Below are 16,561 nucleotides of genomic sequence, written 5' to 3'. Positions count from 1 at the left end.
ACCTTTCACATGCTTCGCACGATGCCGTGGATGAAGTCACGAGACTCCTCCGGCTTGAGGGCGGTCGCCTCCATACGGTCGACGACGGCCTTATACCTGGCCAACTCGGCCTCAGCATCGACGAACTGGCACCCCCACGCCAGGTCGAGTTGCGCCGTGTCGAGCTGCGACACAGGGCCAAGGACGTAGTCGATCGACTGCCCGGACCCCGGAAAGGTCCCGCTGCTGAATGGGATGACCTGGACGGTGACGTTGTCCATCTCGCTCATCTCAAGCAGGTGCTCCAGCTGTGCGCGGACAACCTCCGCACCGCCGAACCCCATCCGCAGCGCGGCCTCATGGATGATCGCGGTGTAAGGCACCGGACTGTCACGGTAAAGGATCTCCTGCCGCTTCATGCGATGAGTCAGCCGATGCTCGACCTCGAAGGCCCTCAGCGGCGGAGCCGCTTCCCGGATCACCGCGCGGGCGTAGTCCACGGTCTGCAACAGCCCAGGGATGTGGATAACGAGGGCGACACGCACACCGCGGGCCTGATGCTCGAGTTCGGCCAAGTCCGCGAAACTCGCCGGGAGATACTCCCGATACTCGTCCCACCAGCCTCGTGTGCGCCCACCTGTCATGGCCGCCAAGGCATCCACTAATTGCGGATCAGAGCAGGCGTAGCTACGGGCCATGGCCCGTACGCGATCCGCGCTCACGGCGTACCGTCCAGCCTCCATCATGCTCACGCGGGCCTGTTGAACCCCAATGCGCGCTGCGGCAGCCGTCGAGGACAGTCCGGCCCGCTCACGGAGTTTGCGCAGCTCAATCCCCAGTCGGCGCTGTTTCAGCGTAGGGATGTTGGTCGTCGCCATCGGTCTCCCTTGTCACCCACACGGGGTCAATTGAGAGCTGTATCTGTGATTCGAGATAGAAGTATCACAGGCTGCTCTATGGTGTGAGCCAAGCCACTCAACTCCACCCGACCGAGGGAGACTCGCATGGCCACCGCGTCGCCGCAGAACTCCGACCCCGGCGCATCCGACGAGGCCGAACAGCCCTGGACATACACCCTCCGCCTTCCCAACGACCCAAGGGCCGCCCGGATCGCGCGGGTCACCCTCCAGGCGGTCCTATCCGGCCACGGCATGGCCGAACTGACCGAGACCGCCGAGCTGCTCACGAGCGAAATGGTCACGAACGCCATCCGCCACTCCGACGGCCCCGCCCAACTCCGCCTGCGTCACCTCTGCGATAGCCGCCTCCGGGTCAGCATCTGGGACACCAACCCACTCATCCCGGCGCCCTTCGACACCCCGCCCGGCCGCCTCGATCGCTTCACCGCTCTCACCGAAGCCGCCGCCAAGATCGACGACACCAACGGCCGCGGCCTGCTCATCGTCCGGCTCTGCGCGGACAACTGGGGCGGCTACCCACTCGCCGACGATATCTTCGGCATCAGCGGAAAGCTGCTGTGGTTCGAGCTCACCCCACAGCGCGACGCGTTCGACATCGCGGCTTGAGGCTCGGGACGGCACTCCTTGATGACGCCGCGCACGACTGGCCACAATGCCATTGGGGGCATGAACCAAGCCATGGACGGGCCGATGGTGGACTGGGCGATGTGCGTAGCAGATACGGAGCTCCGTGCTGCGCTTCCTCGGCGGTGGGCGCATTCCGTAGGGGTCGCTCGTCGAGCGGCCGATCTTGGGCGAATCCTGGGAGGGGATGCCGGCCTACTGGTGGCTGCTGCAACGCTGCACGACGTGGGCTATGCGCCCCGGCTGGCGGCGACGGGATTCCATCCGCTCGACGGTGCCCGGTTCCTCCGTGCCGTGCACGGTGCTGATGAGCGGCTGGTGAGGCTGGTGGCGAACCATTCGTTCGCGTTGCTGGAGGCCGAGGAACGGGGGCTGCGTGAGGTTCTGGAGGCGGAGTTCCCGTTGTTGGAGGAGCCGCTGCTGGTGGATGCGCTGGTCTACTGCGACATGACGACAACGCCCAACGGGGACCAGACGACCGTCCACGAGCGGGTGGCGGAGATTGTGAGCCGCTACGGGGCGGAAAGCGTTGTGGGGCGGTTCATCCGTCGGGCGTCGCCAGAGATCTTCGCCGCTGTGGAGCGGGTGGAGGCAGTGTTGGCGGTTCAGCCGAGGTAGGGGTACGTGCCGGCGAGGTAGTCGCCGACCTGTTGGCGCATGCTGGGGTGGATGTCGTACTGGTCGAGGTCCGCAGGCTGAACGAAGCGGACACCGTCGGCCTCGTCGTTGATGGTGGGCTCACCGCCCACTGGGCGGCCGATGTACGTGTTCTCATACTGCTGGCGAATCTCGCCGTCGCTGTAGGCGACGATGTGGTTGGGATTGGTGTAGACGCCGAGGAACCCGGTGATCTCGGCGACGATGCCAGTCTCCTCCAGACATTCGCGTACCGCACACTGCGCCGCGGTCTCGCCGATGTCCTGGGCGCCACCGGGCAGGGCCCACTGACCCGTGTCGCGACGGCGCTGAAGGAGGACGGCGCCGTTGTCGTCGACGACAAGCAGGTTGCTGGCGGGGATGAGGGTGTTCGCCTTCGGGGCGGTGGGGTCGTTGTAGTACTCAGTCCTGCCCATGTACGGCGGTCTCCTCCTGGTCGGGAGTCCAGGCCCGTGCACCGACCCAGACTGCTTCGAAGCTTTGAACGTAGTCGTCGAACCACCCTGCGACATCGGCCCGCTTGAGGTGAAGGAGCGGGTTGGCACTTGCCGGCTGGCCCCAGACGTGCGGGTTGACCAACAGGTTGTCGTCGTAGCGGAACAGAGACGAGTACAGCGTCGTGTCGTGCAGCCGCACCTCGCACCCTGCCTCGGACAGCAGGGCTCGGTAGTACGTCAGGGAGGCGCGGATCTTGGCAGCGAGGGTGTCGCCGATACCTTCCTCACGGCCCCGGAGGGCGACTGCGTCACCACATGGGTCACCAAAGCAGAGACGAACCTGGACGCCGTCGGCCGCGCGCTCGGACAGCATCTTGGCAACATGGGGGTTGGACTGCGCGAAGAAGGTCCCGGAGAAGACAAGTACATTGATCTGCTCTTGAGCCTCCTCCAGCAACTGGAGCCACACGTCCCGGGGGACACTGGCCCGGTTCTGGTAGGTGCCGACAAGCTCGGCGCCTAACCCGGCGCCAGGTCGGCCGATGCGTTGTTGTGGGGTGGGCCAGAGGAATGTCTCCTCCACACGCAGGTACTGCGCGGCACGGAAGCGATGCCGCGGGTGAGGCACGCGCCCGCCGAGCCAACGGCCGACGGTCTTGGGGTCCACCTCGCACACTTCAGCAAGCGACTCAGGTGAGACGCCGCGCTGGGCGAGTACGGAGTGAAGTCGCTCGTTCACGGACGCAATAAAAGTCGAGGCGGACCTGATCCAGCAAGGACGTTTTGGGACGTTCCCATGAGTCGAGTCTGTGGGACATCCCTACCCTGACGAGCATGCGGCTCATCGCCCTGTGGGATATCGATCACATTTCTGGAGACCTTCACGGCATTGAAAACGTCCCAGGACGTCCTCGTGAGCGTCCGCATACGCGGTGATGCGGTCCCCGCACGCTCGGCCACCATCAGGTCCTCCAACTGGGGAACTGGCCGAAGGGAACCAAACGTGATCGGGGAAGTCGCCGGGATCCGCAAGATCCGGATGCTATACCTGCAACTGCTGTACCGCTGCAACTTCGTGTGTGAGCACTGCTTCCACGGCACGCGGCTCCAGCACGCCGATGCCTTCACTCCCGAGCAGGCCATCAACCTCCTCAGCCTCATGCACGAGGAGTACGGCACAGAGGCCGTCACTCTGCTCGGCGGCGAGCCGTTCATCTATAAGGGCCTCGCCCAGGTCGCAAAGTATGCCAAACACGACCTGAGCATGCGAGTAGAGATCTGCACCAATGGCTACCGGATCGAGCGTCGGCTGACTGAGATCGCCCCGTATCTGGACCTGCTGCGGATCTCGCTGGAGGGCATCGGCTCGACCAACGATCACATCCGGAAATCTGGCAGCTACCAGAGCGCACTGAGCGCCCTGACTGCTGCCCGGGACCTCGGCGTCCACACGGGAGCGACCATGACAGTTACCTCCCGGAACATCGATGAAGTATTGCCGCTGGCCCGCGCCCTGGAGAAGCTCGGAGCAAGTCAGCTGAAGCTCCATTGTCTGCGGCCGGTCGGCAACGCCGCCGCCCATCCCGAACTCCTGGTCACCGACCCCGCCGCGTACGCACGCCTGCGTGAGCAACTCCAAGCAGTAGAGCTCGCTATCGAGGTGATCGTCGACGAGGATCTGTCCGAACACGGCGCCCCGGAGATCCGGGCCTCTGCGGGACACCCCTCCGACATTGAGCGGATCGAGGCCGACCCGCGCGGCGCGCTCACGATGTCGTGCAAGGCCGTCGGCAAAGACTCCCACGCCTTCTGGTACGACAAGCTCGCCGACCACATCGTCCACCGGCCCACCTGTACCGATGAGTTGACCTTGGCGGTCCCAGATGTGGTGTACGCCCGTGTCTGACCACCCATCGTTCGAGAGCATCGAAGGGCTCCGCGGCACCGGCAAGTCGACCATTGCGCCCCTGCTGGCCCAAGCCCGCGAGGCTGTTCTCGTCCCTACCGTACCGCCCTTCTACCAGCCGCTGCGCCGCATGGTGGACCAACAGGAGAACGTCGAGGCGCGGATGTGCTTCTACCTCTCCGCACTGTTCACCGCGGTCGATGACATACAGCGGTACCTGTCCGCTGGCATCTCGGTCGTCGTGGAAAGCTACTTCGCCCGTTGCCTGGCCAACCATCGTGCCCTCGGCGTCGGTCTCGGCATCACACTGCCGCCCGACCTGCCACAGCCCGTGACCTACCAGCTGGTCTGCACCGAGGACGAGCGCCAACGTCGCCTCGCGGCGCGAGACAAGCCGGTCTCACGCTGGGACGCCCTCGTCGAGACCGCTGGCAACCAGGTCACCGATGCCTACGCCCAGTTCGCCATGCATCGAGTGGACACTACAGATCTCAGCCCCGACAACGTCGTAGAGGTGATCCTCGCCACCGACACCGCAAGGAGTACACCACGATGCGGACACAAAGCCTGTGGGAGCACACCCTCACCTTCTTCCCTCAGTTCCTCACCATGGTGAAAGAGCACGCCATTCCTGATGCCACCGTCGCGGTCGTTGGCGCGAGCGACGGCAAGTTCGTGCTGCCACTGGCCGCCGCCGGCTACCGCGTTGTCGCCATCGAACGCGATGCGCTCGCCCTGCACGGCGGTGAGGTCCACCTTCCGGGTGATGAGCGCGCCCACGCGATGGGCCTGATCGACCGGCTCAAGCTCGAAGAGCTCTACGACCGCGTGCAGGTCGTAGAGGGGGATTTCCTACAAGCCGAGCCGCTGGGCAGGCCCTGTGACGCAATCTGGACGAGCTGCTCGTGGCACTACAGTGCCAACCATCGCCGTCCGCTCGCAGAGTTCATCGACCGCATGCAGCGTCTGGTTCGCCCGGGCGGCGTGTTCGGCGCGGAGTTCATGATGCCCGTGGAGCAGCGTCACCACATGATCGAGCACTACACGTCTCCAGAGAAGCTACGGCGTCACTTCTTCGGCGACTGGGACGTACTGCTCACTCTGCGCACGAACGAATTCACCGAGCGGGCCCACATAGGCCAGCTCCAGGAACACACCCACCGCATGGGCTTGCTCCTCGCGGCCCGTACGTCCACCTACCAGGCGAAGAAGGACACATGAAGCACGAGTACGAGGCGAAGTTCCTGGCCATCGACGTCGCTGACCTCCAGTCCAAGCTGACCAAGCTCGGCGCCGTCCAGGCCTTCCCGCGCACCCTCCTCACCCGAAAGATCTTCGAGAACGACGCCCTCGACGGCGGTGCCTGGCTCCGCCTGCGGAACGAGGGCACCCGATCGACGCTCACGCTCAAGCAGGTCTCCGACGCCACCACCATCAACGGCACCACCGAGGTCGAGACCGAGGTCACGGACTTGCACGCCATGGCCGAGATCCTCCGTATCCTCGGCCTTCGTGAGGTCCGTTACCAGGAGAACTACCGCGAGGAATGGCACCTGGGAGAGGTCGTCTTCGATTTCGACACTTGGCCGGACCTTTCCACGTTCGTCGAGATCGAGGGGCCTGATGAGGCGTCGGTCCGGCAAGCCGCTGCCCTGCTCGACCTCGACTACTCCCAGGCAAGGTTCGGCAGCGTGGATGAGATTTACAAGAGTGAGGCAGGCCGCGACATCCTCGCCGAACCCACGCTTCTCTTCGCCGCCGCTGAGAAGAGCGGATCCGCCCCCGTTGCCGCCGACGCCAACTGACCCAGAGGGCCACCTCTCACGGTTTCGAGACCGCAGAAGGTGACTGGATGTACTCGCCTCCAGCCTCGAGCTCCTCCTTGGTCCGCTCGCTCACCCGGTCATCCTTCGTGCTCTTCCTCGCAGTCGTGCCGTGTGGGCGTCGGCGGTGTCGATCCACCGGCGCAGTGTGTCACGCCGAATTCCCAGGTCACGGGCCACCTGGGCGATCGTGAGGTCCGGGTCCGGGTGATACAAGGCCACAGCATCGACCTTGAACTCGGGCGAATACACCTTCATGGCCATATGTGACTCCCCCTCCCCAACCCCCACCGGGGTCGGGGCCAGAGGTGTCCACCACTCGGGGGGGGAAGATCCAGGAGAGCCGGTCGAGTCGGACCTTCCACCTGTCGCTCTCGCACCACAGTTGACAGGCAAGATCGAGCTTCGTCGGGACGCCTTCGCACAGCGCTCCCCTAAGGCTGGGCGCCCAACGGGAAAGGATCACGCCGGGCACCAGCAAGAACTGCCCCGAGGAGCCGTCCGTGGTGGGGCGAGACCCGGGACGGAGTGGGACAGATGCGCTATCGCGCGTCGTGCGGGCGGGGGTGCGGGGGTCGGTGGTGCTCGGTCAGGACGGCCAGCAGGCGGGGGAGTTCGTTTCGCTGGGCGGGGGTGAGGGGGGCGAGGAGTTCGCGCTGGGCGTCGGCGATGACCGTATCGAGGCGCTCCAGGCGGCGGCGGCCGGTGGGGGTGAGGGTGATGACGTTGCGGCGGCGGTCGACGGGGTCGGGTTCGCGGCGGATGCATCCGGCATCGGCGAGCTCGTTGAGGACGGCGACCATGTCGCTGCGGTAGATGCAGGTGCGGCGGCCGAGTTCGGCCTGGCTGGCGGCACCGGCTTCGGCGAGCGCGACCAGTGCGGCGAAGTGCCACTTGTGAGCGCCTTCGGCGGCCAGGCGCTCGCTGACGAGCCGGTCGGCGACGAGCGCGGCCCCGGCGAGCAGGCGGCTGGGGATGGCGCGCAGCCGGGCCGGGACGGGTTCGGGGGTCGGGCTCATGGGAGATCCTCCACCTCTTGCGTTAGTTTCACTAACAGTCTAACGTCGTTAGTGCCGCGAACGTTTATGTGGCGAACGAATCTCCCTGGAGTGCAGACCATGATCAAGCCGTTCCGCATCGACATCCCCCAGGCCGACCTCGACGACCTGAACGACCGCCTCTCCCGCACCCGCTGGCCCAACGAGGTCGCCGACGCCGGGTGGGACTACGGCTTCCCGCTGGCGCGGCTGAAGGAGCTCGCCGAGTACTGGCGCACCGGCTACGACTGGCGTGCGCAGGAAGCCGAGCTCAACGAGCTTCCGCACTTCACCACCGAGATCGACGGCCAGAACATCCACTTCGTCCACGTCCGGTCCGCGAAGCCGGACGCGCTCGCGCTGATCCTCACCCACGGCTGGCCCGGTTCGTTCCTGGAGTTCCTGGACGTGATCGAGCCGCTGTCGCGCGACTTCCACCTGGTGATTCCGTCCATCCCGGGGTACGGCTTCTCCGGGCCGACCCACGAGCGCGGCTGGGACGCCGTCCGGATCGCGCGGGCCTGGGCCGAGCTGATGCGCCGCCTCGGATACGAGCGCTACGGCGCGCAGGGCGGCGACTTCGGCGCGGGCATCTCCCTGGCGCTCGGCGCGGTGGCACCCGAGCAGGTCGTCGGGGCCCACATCAACTATCTGCCGACCCGGCCGGACCCGGACGCCGGCGTCGAACTGTCCGCAACGGATGAGGCCCGGCTGGACAAGGTCAGACAGCTGATGGCCAACCGCCCGCCGTACCAGGCCCTCCAGGCCCTCACGCCCCAGACCATCGGCTACGCGCTGACCGACTCGCCGGTCGGCCAGCTGGTCTGGATAGCCGAGCGCTTCGCCCACTGGACCGACCCGCGCTCGCAGATCAGCGACGACCGGATGCTCACCGACATCTCGCTGTACTGGCTGACCGCCACCGCGGCGTCCTCGGCGCGGCTGCACCACGACGCTCCGCGGGGTGGGCCCCTGCCGTGCCCGGTGCCGGTGGGCGTGGCGGTGTTCGCGCACGACATCACGCTGTCGGTGCGCCCGCTGGCCGAGCGGCTGTACGACATCAGGCACTGGTCGGAGTTCGAGCGCGGCGGCCACTTCGCCGCGATGGAAGTGCCCGAGCTGCTCGCTGAGGACGTCCGGGAGTTCTTCCTCACCCACACCAAGCACGACTAGGGGGGTTACAGGGGTGCCAACTCCACCCTGCCGGTGAACCGGCCACCCACTTGATCGGCGAGCCAATGGACGCGGGCGGTCTGGTCGCTGTTCCGATCCCGGACGTGCACGTAAATGGTGTGGTCCTGCGACAGCTCGTCCTGGTAGAGGTCCCGGGAGTTGACTGTCAGCGTGAGGTACGCGTACTTCTGCGAGATCGCCTCCAGTCCCGCTTCGGGAACCGCGGGCCATGCGTCCAGATCCCACCGGACAGCCGCGGGATCTGGCCCCAGAGCGGCGATGAAGGGCTCGGCGCGGTCGAGCGGACGACCCCAGTCGAACACTCGGATCGGCAGGCAGTCCGCAGGGTCGTCGCCGACCTCCGACGAACCGTGCTCCTTGCCGGCCAACGCCCACCACTCGAGGTCGGGCAGTACGTGACGTACTTGCGCCAGGACATCCGGCGACCTGATCACGGCTTCGAAGTCGACCTCTCCCTGACCGATGTCTGCGATGCCCAGCAAGGTACGCACCGCACGTATCGCTTCAGACAGGTCAGTGGTTGTGAGGACCGCAGCCCCAGCAGAGTTACTCATCCCGGAACCATAAGGAACTGAGCTTCGGACCCGACTCGCCCGCACCACTAAGTCCGCTGCCCTGGTGTGACGCACCGGGGCAACGGACGTTTATGGCACGGCTGTGGGTTGGTCAGCCGATGGGGTTGACGAAGGTGGCGGGGCGGGTGGCGCCGCGCTGGTCGACGAGGGAGTCGTTCTCCCAGGGCCACTCGATCTTGAGGGACTTGGTCTCGTTGGGCGGGGTGATCTCGACCCAGGCCGGCTGGTAGAAGCCCTCTTCCTCCTTGGTGAAGGCAAGGTTGAGAGTGAACGAGGTGCTCTGGCCACCCTCCAGCTCCAGCGAGCTCCACTTCTGCGAGGACCGGGCCAGGGACCAGCGCTCGCCACCGTTGATCGAGGTCAGGTCCACCCCCGGGAAACCGCCGATCCGGCAGGAGCTGGAGCTCTTGTTGATCAGCACGATCGAGGCGGTCGTCGCGCCCCCGTCCCCGTCCCGGTCCGGGAGCGCGTCCTCACCCGTGGCGAACGCGGCCTCCAGGTTCTCGGTGCGGCAGCGCTCGACACCCGCGTGCGCCCTGCCACTGCCCTCGGCATCGGCCTGCGCGGCGTCCGCCCCCGAGCCCCCCTTGCCCTTGGCGTCGGAACCCTGCGCACCACCGGAAGAACCCGAGGAACCCGAGGAGCTGCCGGACCCGGCCGCGCCCGTGTCGTTGTTGCAGGCCGTCAGGGTCAGCGCGGCGGCCGCGGTCAGGACCGCGGCGGCAACGCGGAAGGAACGGCGGCGAGCGATGCGGGCAGTGGTGTTGGAGCGCATTTCGGGTCCCCCAAGGGCGGTTGGTGTCGTCGTCTGCTCGGTACGACAACAACTCTGGCCCGGCCCACTACCGCACCACTGCCGCCCCACTAACATCCCGCTAACACGACCGTGGCTGGGAATGGATCAGGCCCAGCACCTCGGACGTGGGCCGGACGTCGCCGAACGACCGATAGATCGTGTACAGGGTGGCGTTATGGTCCTGATCCCGGCGTGCCGCGTTCGCGTCGGCGACCATGATGACCCGGAAGCCGAGAGTGCTGGCATCGCGCGCGGATGACTCGCAGCACACGTTGGTGACGGTGCCGGTGATCAGGACGGTGTCGATCCGGCGGTCTTTCAACAGCTCCGGCAGGGGGCAGCGCCCCGGGAAGAACGCGCTGGCAGCGGACTTCTCCACCAGGAGATCGCCGGGCTGCACGGTGAAGTCCTGCCACAGCCGCTCGGCCGGCGGCCCGGTGCCCCCGGAGGTGCGGTACGACTCGGCCACCTCGGGGCCGAAGAACTCGTCGGCCACCGCCGTCCGTTCACCCACTTCCGGCAGGACCCAGGCGACGGTGCCGCCGGCCGCACGAAGAGCGTCGGCGAGACGGGCGATGTTGGGGACGATGCCGCGGCAGTACGGGTTCTCCGACACGAAGAACGGCACCATGTCGACGACGACAAGCGCGGTGCGCGCCGGGACCAGGTGCGTGAAGGCGAACCGGCGGCCACGACGCCGCTCCTGCCGGGCGTACTCCCGGCTCTCAATCCGCCACGCGTGCCGCGGTGCTTCGGACTCCTCCAGCAACTGTCCCTCCGATCCTCGGCACAGAAAGTTTCACACCATGGGCGTCGCCCTCCACCGCGTCCACGTAGACGCGGGCGACGTCCGCCGCCGGGGTGCCGGTGGACGGGTCCATGCCCAGGGTGACGAGGGTTTCGCGGACCCAGCCGGGGCTGACCGCGTTGAGGCGGATGCCGCGCGGCATCTCCGTGGCGGCCGCGTGCACGAACGCCTCCAGGCCCGCGTTGACCAGGTAGCCGAGCGAGCTGCCGGGGACGGGCTCGGTGAACCGTCCGCTGGTGAGGGTCACGGAGCCCCCGTCCCGTACGTGGGCGAGCGCTCGCCGTACGAGAGTGACCTGCCCGATCAGCTTGCCGTCGAGCCCGCTCCAGAACCGGTCGTCCGACGCGGCGTCCAGCGGGGTGAGGCCCCCGCTCGCGGCGCAGCACACCACCGCGTCCAGGTGGCCGTCCCCGACGCCCGCGAACAGGGCGTCGATCGACGCGGTGTCCGCCATGTCCACACGTACCGGGCCGCGGCGCGAGGCGCGTACCACCTCGTGGCGCTCCGCCAACGCGTCGGCGACCGCGCCGCCGATGGTTCCCGTCGCGCCGATCACAAGAATCTTCACCGGCTCAGGCTGCGATGGGCGGCGGGCCGTACCCAGGCCCCTGCCAGGGATACACCCACGGTGACTACACCTGACAGGTGCAGGCTCGGCGGGCGCGGGTCGGGTAAGACTGGGGCGCATGGAGACGCGTGAGGAGCTGGGGGAGTTCCTGCGGTCGCGGCGGGCGCGGCTGCGGCCCGAGGACGCGGGGCTGCCCTCGTACGGGGGACGGCGCCGGGTGCCCGGCCTGCGGCGTGAGGAGCTGGCGCAGCTCGCCGGGGTGAGCGCCGGCTACTACACGCGGCTCGAACAGGGGCAGAGCCCCAACGCCTCGGACGCCGTGCTGGACGCGGTCGCCCGTGTGCTGCGGCTGGACGAGGCGGAGCGCACGCATCTGTACTCGCTGGCCCGGCCCAAGCCGAGGGCCCGCCGCCGGGCGGCGAGGCCGGAGCGGGTGCGGCCGGGGGTGCGCGTGATGATCGAGTCGTTCGGGGATGTGCCCGCGCTGGTCATGGGGCGCTTCTGTGACGTCCTCGCGTGGAACCCGATGGCCCACGCCCTGATGGCCGGGCACCTGGACTACGACTCGCCGAACCGCCCCGCCGAGCGCCCCAACATCGCCCGGATGCTGTTCCTCGACCCGCACACGCGCGAGCTGTACGCCGACTGGATCCGCAAGGCCCGCGCCACCGTCGCCGACCTGCGGTTGATCGCCGGGCGGTACCCGGGCGACCCCGCGCTGACCGGGCTCATCGGCGAACTGACCGTGGGCAGCGCGGAGTTCGCCACGCTGTGGGCCGCTCACACGGTGGGCGACTGCGGCACCGCCACCCGTACCTACCGCCACCCGGTGGTGGGCACCATGACGCTGATGTGCGAGTTGCTGGCGCTCCCGGAGGACGACGGGCAGCGGGTGGCCGTGATGAACGCCGAGCCCGGCTCGCCGTCCGAGGCGGCCCTCCGGCTGCTCGCCGACCTGACCGCCACCGCGTCCCCGGCGGGCCCGGACATGTCCTAAGAGATATCCCGTAATGCCAGGTCAGGCGTGTTTTCCTGTGGACAGTTGCCGGTTCGTGGTCAGCTGTTGATCTCCAGTTTCAGGTTGTGCAGGGCAGCTGCCGGCGACGGCGTGGTTGATCCCTTCTCCCTTGCGGAGGCACTGGCGGAGGACTTGGTGGTCCTTGAGGCGTGCGAGGGTGTGTTCGGCGACGGCGCGGCGTTTGCGGAAGCGGCGGTAGGCCTGATCCTTGATGATCTTCCGGTCGGGTCCGCGCCGGGGCGGGCGGATCCGTTCGATCCCTTGATGACCACCATCGCCGGACAGGCGGGGATGATCGGGCAGGGTCTTGCCGGCGGTCTCCCGGAAGACCACCACATCGTTGCGGTTGCCCGGCGAGGCGTCGCCGACCGCGACGATACGGCGGTCACGGGCCCGGCAGACGATCTGCACATTCACACTGCGCCGGTAGTTCTTCGGCTTCTTCGTCTTCTGCTGGTCGTGCACCGGAATCAGGGTGCCGTCCACCAGCCACAGCTTCCGCCGGTCGGTGGGCGGCGAGCCGGGCAGGGCGGCGAGGTGCGGCGCGAGGTCGGCGGTGACCCGGTGCACGGTGGAGTCCGTGGTGGCGAACAGCGCGGCCAGCTGCTCCATGGTGAGGTTGGTGCGGTAGCCCAGGACGACCAGCAGCACCCGGTCCCCGAAGGCAAGTGACCAGGGCCGACCGCACCCGCTGTCAGGACGGCGCCGCCACAAACGGGCGATCAGGGCGTGCAGCTGCGGCCCGGACAGCCCCGCCCCACGCCTTCAAATGAGCTGAACGGCAGATGGCGAGACGAAGTTCCATACAACTGACCGTAACCCGAACAGACTTCATGACGTTATGCCTGACGCTGACGCTGACGCTGACGCTGACGCTGACGCTGACGCTGACGCTGACGCTGACGCTGACGCTGACGCTGGTCCGGGAGAGGGGGGATGAGGTGGCGGGTCAATCATCGGCTGCTCCTGCGCCTGGGTCGGGGCGGCGGTTTCGGGGGCCGAATCGGGGTGAGGTGTGGCGGCGGGCAAAGGATGCGCCGGTGTCGGTGATCCGGCTGCCGCTGGTCGTCGGCGACGCGAGTGTCCGCCGCCGGGTCGAGCAGTTGTTTTCGGCGATGTGGCAGGTCAAACGCGCCCTGCAGCGTGACGCGCGAGACGTGGCCGGCGCCTACTGGGCCGGTGGTGTGCGGCGCGAGCGGGACGTGAAGGCCTGGCGGGCCGACCTGGGCCTGTCCCGCACCGGGCTGGAACGGCGCGCGTATCGGCATCTGGAGCGTTCATGCTGGTTGAGCGATCATGTGTCGAAGGCGTTGGTGATGCATCAGGCCGACGAGGTGTGGGCCGGTGTGGCCCGGCATCTGCACCCGGACGCGTCCGGGCGGCGGGCCGGGCGTCCCAGGACCGGGACCTGGTGGGAGTACACCCGTATCCCGGGCCGGGCCCGCTCGCACACCACGGAGCGCAAGTGGGAGACCTTCCGCCTGCACGGCACCCTCGCCGGACACCTGGAGGCATTCCGGCACCCGGCGCTGCCGCCCTCTGTTACCACCCCCGCCCAGGCCGCACGGCTGGTACCGGGCATACGGGTGCTGGCCCAGCCGCGCCGCATGCCCGCCCCCGCCCGGCCCATGGGAGGCGTCCCGACCGGGACCACCGACGTCCGGGGGCGCGGTCGCAGCAGGGCGGCGTCCTGGTTCGACCACAACGGGCCGCTGACCGTCGTCTTCGCCGGCGGGGCCACCGGAGGTGGGGACATCGTCCTGCCGGTACGGTTGCCGCAGGGCGCGGGACGCTGGCCCTATCTGCTGCACTACCTGGACGACCCGAGCCGGTGGCACAAGATCGACCTGGTGCGACGGCGGGATCCGGCCGCCCCGGGCGGCTGGGCCTACGAGGCCCATCTGATGGTCCTCGCCCCCGGCCACGCCTCCCCCGCCACCCATACCCGGCGCCGCCAGGCCGCCACCCTCCAGCGCGTCGGCGGAGTGGACGGCAACGTCTCCAACCTCGCCGTCGTCTCCTTCCCCGCCACCGGTGACGAAGGTGACGGGCCGGTACGCTCCTCCCGGATCACCCTCACCGAAGCCGAGCAGCACGCTCTGGCCGCAGCGCGCAAGAAGGCCCGGGGACGCCAGCGCGCCCTGGACCGCTCCCGCCGCGCCACCAACTCCGCCCAGTACCAGCGCTCCCGGCGTCAGAAGGCCCGCGACGAACGCCGGCGGGCGGCAGGCCTGCCCGTCAAGACCGTGACCGTCCCGGCCGGGCCCCGGCGCACCACCACGACCGGAACACCCCGGCAGGCCTACTGCCGCGACACGCTCAGCACCGGCTACCGGAATCTGCGGGCCCGCCACAGTGCCATGGCCGCGAGCGCGGCCGAGGCCTCCCGTCACCGCGCGAAGAAGATCGCCGCTCATCTGGTCGCCGCCCACGGCCCGCACCTGACCGTCGAGGACTGCGACATCCGCACCTGGTTCCGCCTGTGGGGCCGTACCTGCTCGGCCACCGCCCCCGGACGGCTGATCACCGCGCTCGCCGCCGAGTGCACGGCCACCGGCGGACGCCTCCTGCGCGCCTCGACCTTCACCACCGCCCTGTCCCAGCACTGCCTGTGCGGCCGACGAGCCCCCAAATCCCTGCGCGACCGGCTCCACCACTGCGACCCGGCCGAAGGCGGATGCGGGCTGCGCGGCGACCGTGACCTGGTCTCCGCCGCCCTGGCCGCCTTCACCATCCTCACCGACCCCGACGACCCCACCACCGCCCGCCTCGACCACCATCGGGCCCGGGCCGCCCAGATTCTCTTCGCCCAAGGGCTGCAAGAAGCCCTGTCCGAGTCAACCGCACCGAAGTCCCCGCCCTCGGGCCGGACCCGCGCGGCAGCCGAACCCCGAGGGAACACCCTTCCCCGGCAACAGACGGCCTCTGCTCGGCGAAACGCCGGAAAGTACACCGTGGCAACCCCGGATGAGACCAGACCCGCACCCCAGCGGCCCAAGGCCCACGCCGGAACGACACGACCGCACACCGGCCGCCCCCGCACACACATACGGGATAAGTCTTAGACAGGTTTGTGCAACAACCGGCTGCCAGAATCGGGACGGCGTCGGTGTACGGCAGAGCACACCGCGGACGATGGAGGGCGCTGTGCCGCTGACCTCGGAGCCGTTGCGGAAGCTGGGCTTCTTGACCATCGGCCTGTTCGACGAGGCCGACCCCCGCCGGGGCCACGAGTCCACCCTCGAGATCATCGAGCTGGGCGAGCGGCTGGGGTTCGACAGCGCGTGGGTGCGCCACCGCCATCTTCAGTACGGCATCTCCTCCCCCGTCGCCGTCCTGGCCGCGGCCTCGCAGCGCACCCGCCGCATCGAGCTGGGCACGGCCGTCATCCCCCTGGGCTGGGAGAACCCGCTCCGTCTCGCCGAGGACCTGGCGACGGTCGACCTCCTGTCCGGGGGCCGCCTCAACCCCGGGGTCAGCGTCGGTCCGCCGATGCGCTACGACGAGGTCAAGGGCGCCCTGTATCCCGACACCGCCGACAGCGAGGACTTCAGCTTCGAGCGCGTACGGCGGCTGCTGGGCTTCGTGCGCGGCGAACCGGCCACCGGCTTCAGCGGCGTGGAGGGCTTCGAAGCCTTCTCCGACCGTGTCCAGCCGCACTCCCCCGGCCTCGGCCGTCGCCTGTGGTACGGCGGCGGGAGCCTGCGGTCGGCGAAGTGGGCCGGTGAGCACGGAATGAACTTCCTGACCAGCAGCGTCGTCAAGGCGGAGGAGTCCGAGGACTTCGCCGAGATCCAGCTGTCGCACATCCGGGCCTTCCGCGCCCACCACCCCGACGGCGACCGCGCCCGCGTGTCCCAGGGGCTCGTCGTCATCCCGACGGACACCGCCTCGCCGGAGCAGCGGGCGAAGTACGAGGCGTACGCCCGGAAGCGGACGCCTCGCACCGCCGCGCCGCAGGGGCCGGCGCGGATGATGTTCGCGCCCGATCTGGTCGGGACCTCGGCCGAGATCGCCGAACGGCTCTACGCGCACGCCGGGTTCCGGGAGGTCGACGAGGTGGCGTTCGCGCTGCCGTTCACCTTCGAGCACGACGACTACGTGCAGATCCTCACCGACATCGCCACCCGGCTGGGCCCGGCGCTGGGCTGGCGGGGGGCCGTCTAGGGCACGTATCGGGTCGTGATCAATGAGCGTCGCAGCCCCGGCCGCGTGCCCG

20 protein-coding genes are annotated in these 16,561 nt (G+C 68.5%); 10 read left to right on the top strand and 10 right to left on the bottom strand.

Annotation, left to right across the window (positions count from 1 at the left end; translation table 11 throughout):
* Nucleotides 1-5: 5 nt before the first annotated feature.
* The gene (locus tag ACZ4WQ_RS38010) at nt 6-857 is read right to left on the bottom strand and encodes a helix-turn-helix domain-containing protein (protein ID WP_468022773.1); all 852 of its coding nucleotides are present in this window, start codon (nt 855-857) and stop codon (nt 6-8) included.
* 126 nt (nt 858-983) lie between these two features.
* Between ACZ4WQ_RS38010 and ACZ4WQ_RS38005 the strand changes: the two genes are divergently transcribed.
* The gene (locus tag ACZ4WQ_RS38005) at nt 984-1,505 is read left to right on the top strand and encodes an ATP-binding protein (protein WP_468022772.1); all 522 of its coding nucleotides are present in this window, start codon (nt 984-986) and stop codon (nt 1,503-1,505) included.
* 60 nt (nt 1,506-1,565) lie between these two features.
* Nucleotides 1,566-2,141: an HD domain-containing protein gene (locus tag ACZ4WQ_RS38000; RefSeq protein ID WP_468022771.1), complete on the top strand. Its 576-nt coding sequence runs from the start codon at nt 1,566-1,568 to the stop codon at nt 2,139-2,141.
* Here the strand turns inward: ACZ4WQ_RS38000 and ACZ4WQ_RS37995 are convergent.
* Together ACZ4WQ_RS37995 and ACZ4WQ_RS37990 are read right to left on the bottom strand one after the other, a co-directional pair.
* A complete protein-coding gene (locus ACZ4WQ_RS37995; RefSeq protein ID WP_468022770.1) occupies nt 2,129-2,596 on the bottom strand; it encodes an NUDIX hydrolase in 468 nt (155 codons plus the stop codon). The genes ACZ4WQ_RS38000 and ACZ4WQ_RS37995 overlap by 13 nt on opposite strands.
* Nucleotides 2,583-3,356 carry an XRE family transcriptional regulator gene (locus tag ACZ4WQ_RS37990; protein ID WP_468022769.1) on the bottom strand — a complete coding sequence of 258 codons (774 nt, stop codon included), beginning with the start codon at nt 3,354-3,356 and terminating at the stop codon, nt 2,583-2,585. The genes ACZ4WQ_RS37995 and ACZ4WQ_RS37990 overlap by 14 nt, the downstream gene beginning before the upstream one ends.
* Nucleotides 3,357-3,620: 264 nt before the next feature.
* Here ACZ4WQ_RS37990 and ACZ4WQ_RS37985 point away from each other — a divergent pair, with 264 nt between their 5' ends.
* Genes ACZ4WQ_RS37985 through ACZ4WQ_RS37970 form a run of 4 tightly spaced genes read left to right on the top strand, consistent with a single transcriptional unit; the run spans nt 3,621 to nt 6,328 of the window.
* Nucleotides 3,621-4,523: a radical SAM protein gene (locus ACZ4WQ_RS37985; RefSeq protein ID WP_468022768.1), complete on the top strand. Its 903-nt coding sequence runs from the start codon at nt 3,621-3,623 to the stop codon at nt 4,521-4,523.
* Entirely contained in the window at nt 4,516-5,139 is a 624-nt protein-coding gene (locus ACZ4WQ_RS37980; protein ID WP_468022767.1) for a P-loop nucleotide/nucleoside kinase family protein, read from the top strand. Before ACZ4WQ_RS37985 ends, ACZ4WQ_RS37980 begins: the two co-directional genes overlap by 8 nt.
* Nucleotides 5,076-5,744: a class I SAM-dependent methyltransferase gene (locus tag ACZ4WQ_RS37975; RefSeq protein ID WP_468022766.1), complete on the top strand. Its 669-nt coding sequence runs from the start codon at nt 5,076-5,078 to the stop codon at nt 5,742-5,744. The genes ACZ4WQ_RS37980 and ACZ4WQ_RS37975 overlap by 64 nt, the downstream gene beginning before the upstream one ends.
* A complete protein-coding gene (locus tag ACZ4WQ_RS37970) occupies nt 5,741-6,328 on the top strand; it encodes a class IV adenylate cyclase (RefSeq protein WP_468022765.1) in 588 nt (195 codons plus the stop codon). Before ACZ4WQ_RS37975 ends, ACZ4WQ_RS37970 begins: the two co-directional genes overlap by 4 nt.
* Before the next feature lie 90 nt (nt 6,329-6,418).
* On the opposite strand, the gene ACZ4WQ_RS37965 is transcribed toward ACZ4WQ_RS37970, so the two are convergent.
* Entirely contained in the window at nt 6,419-6,610 is a 192-nt protein-coding gene (locus ACZ4WQ_RS37965) for a transposase (protein ID WP_468022764.1), read from the bottom strand.
* A gap of 278 nt (nt 6,611-6,888) precedes the next feature.
* Nucleotides 6,889-7,365: a MarR family winged helix-turn-helix transcriptional regulator gene (locus ACZ4WQ_RS37960; RefSeq protein WP_468022763.1), complete on the bottom strand. Its 477-nt coding sequence runs from the start codon at nt 7,363-7,365 to the stop codon at nt 6,889-6,891.
* 99 nt (nt 7,366-7,464) lie between these two features.
* On the opposite strand from ACZ4WQ_RS37960, the gene ACZ4WQ_RS37955 reads away from it, so the two are divergent.
* The gene (locus ACZ4WQ_RS37955) at nt 7,465-8,556 is read left to right on the top strand and encodes an epoxide hydrolase family protein (protein ID WP_311724541.1); all 1,092 of its coding nucleotides are present in this window, start codon (nt 7,465-7,467) and stop codon (nt 8,554-8,556) included.
* Nucleotides 8,557-8,561: 5 nt separating this feature from the next.
* On the opposite strand, the gene ACZ4WQ_RS37950 is transcribed toward ACZ4WQ_RS37955, so the two are convergent.
* The 4 genes from ACZ4WQ_RS37950 to ACZ4WQ_RS37935 all read right to left on the bottom strand — a co-directional run bounded on the left by ACZ4WQ_RS37950 (nt 8,562) and on the right by ACZ4WQ_RS37935 (nt 11,324).
* Entirely contained in the window at nt 8,562-9,131 is a 570-nt protein-coding gene (locus ACZ4WQ_RS37950; protein ID WP_468022762.1) for a hypothetical protein, read from the bottom strand.
* A 112-nt stretch (nt 9,132-9,243) separates the two neighbouring features.
* The gene (locus tag ACZ4WQ_RS37945; protein ID WP_468022761.1) at nt 9,244-9,927 is read right to left on the bottom strand and encodes a DUF4232 domain-containing protein; all 684 of its coding nucleotides are present in this window, start codon (nt 9,925-9,927) and stop codon (nt 9,244-9,246) included.
* A 100-nt stretch (nt 9,928-10,027) separates the two neighbouring features.
* Nucleotides 10,028-10,717: an isochorismatase family protein gene (locus ACZ4WQ_RS37940; protein WP_468022760.1), complete on the bottom strand. Its 690-nt coding sequence runs from the start codon at nt 10,715-10,717 to the stop codon at nt 10,028-10,030.
* Nucleotides 10,674-11,324, bottom strand: a complete 651-nt coding sequence (locus ACZ4WQ_RS37935; protein ID WP_468022759.1) for a short chain dehydrogenase — start codon at nt 11,322-11,324, stop codon at nt 10,674-10,676. The genes ACZ4WQ_RS37940 and ACZ4WQ_RS37935 overlap by 44 nt, the downstream gene beginning before the upstream one ends.
* 118 nt (nt 11,325-11,442) lie before the next feature.
* On the opposite strand from ACZ4WQ_RS37935, the gene ACZ4WQ_RS37930 reads away from it, so the two are divergent.
* Nucleotides 11,443-12,321, top strand: a complete 879-nt coding sequence (locus tag ACZ4WQ_RS37930; RefSeq protein WP_468022758.1) for a helix-turn-helix transcriptional regulator — start codon at nt 11,443-11,445, stop codon at nt 12,319-12,321.
* Nucleotides 12,322-12,342: 21 nt separating this feature from the next.
* Here ACZ4WQ_RS37930 and ACZ4WQ_RS37925 read toward each other — a convergent pair whose 3' ends face one another.
* Entirely contained in the window at nt 12,343-12,993 is a 651-nt protein-coding gene (locus tag ACZ4WQ_RS37925; RefSeq protein ID WP_468022757.1) for a transposase, read from the bottom strand.
* Nucleotides 12,994-13,382: 389 nt separating this feature from the next.
* Between ACZ4WQ_RS37925 and ACZ4WQ_RS37920 the strand changes: the two genes are divergently transcribed.
* Both ACZ4WQ_RS37920 and ACZ4WQ_RS37915 read left to right on the top strand, forming a co-directional pair.
* The gene (locus ACZ4WQ_RS37920; protein ID WP_468022756.1) at nt 13,383-15,407 is read left to right on the top strand and encodes a transposase; all 2,025 of its coding nucleotides are present in this window, start codon (nt 13,383-13,385) and stop codon (nt 15,405-15,407) included.
* A gap of 82 nt (nt 15,408-15,489) precedes the next feature.
* Nucleotides 15,490-16,509 (top strand): LLM class flavin-dependent oxidoreductase, encoded by a 1,020-nt coding sequence (locus tag ACZ4WQ_RS37915; RefSeq protein ID WP_311724549.1) that lies wholly within the window; start codon nt 15,490-15,492, stop codon nt 16,507-16,509.
* Nucleotides 16,510-16,561 lie beyond the last annotated feature (52 nt).

The organism is Streptomyces sp. NPDC028305 (assembly GCF_055569495.1).
Note: the sequence above shows the minus strand (reverse complement) of the source record. Positions and strands in the feature narration are given on the sequence as shown.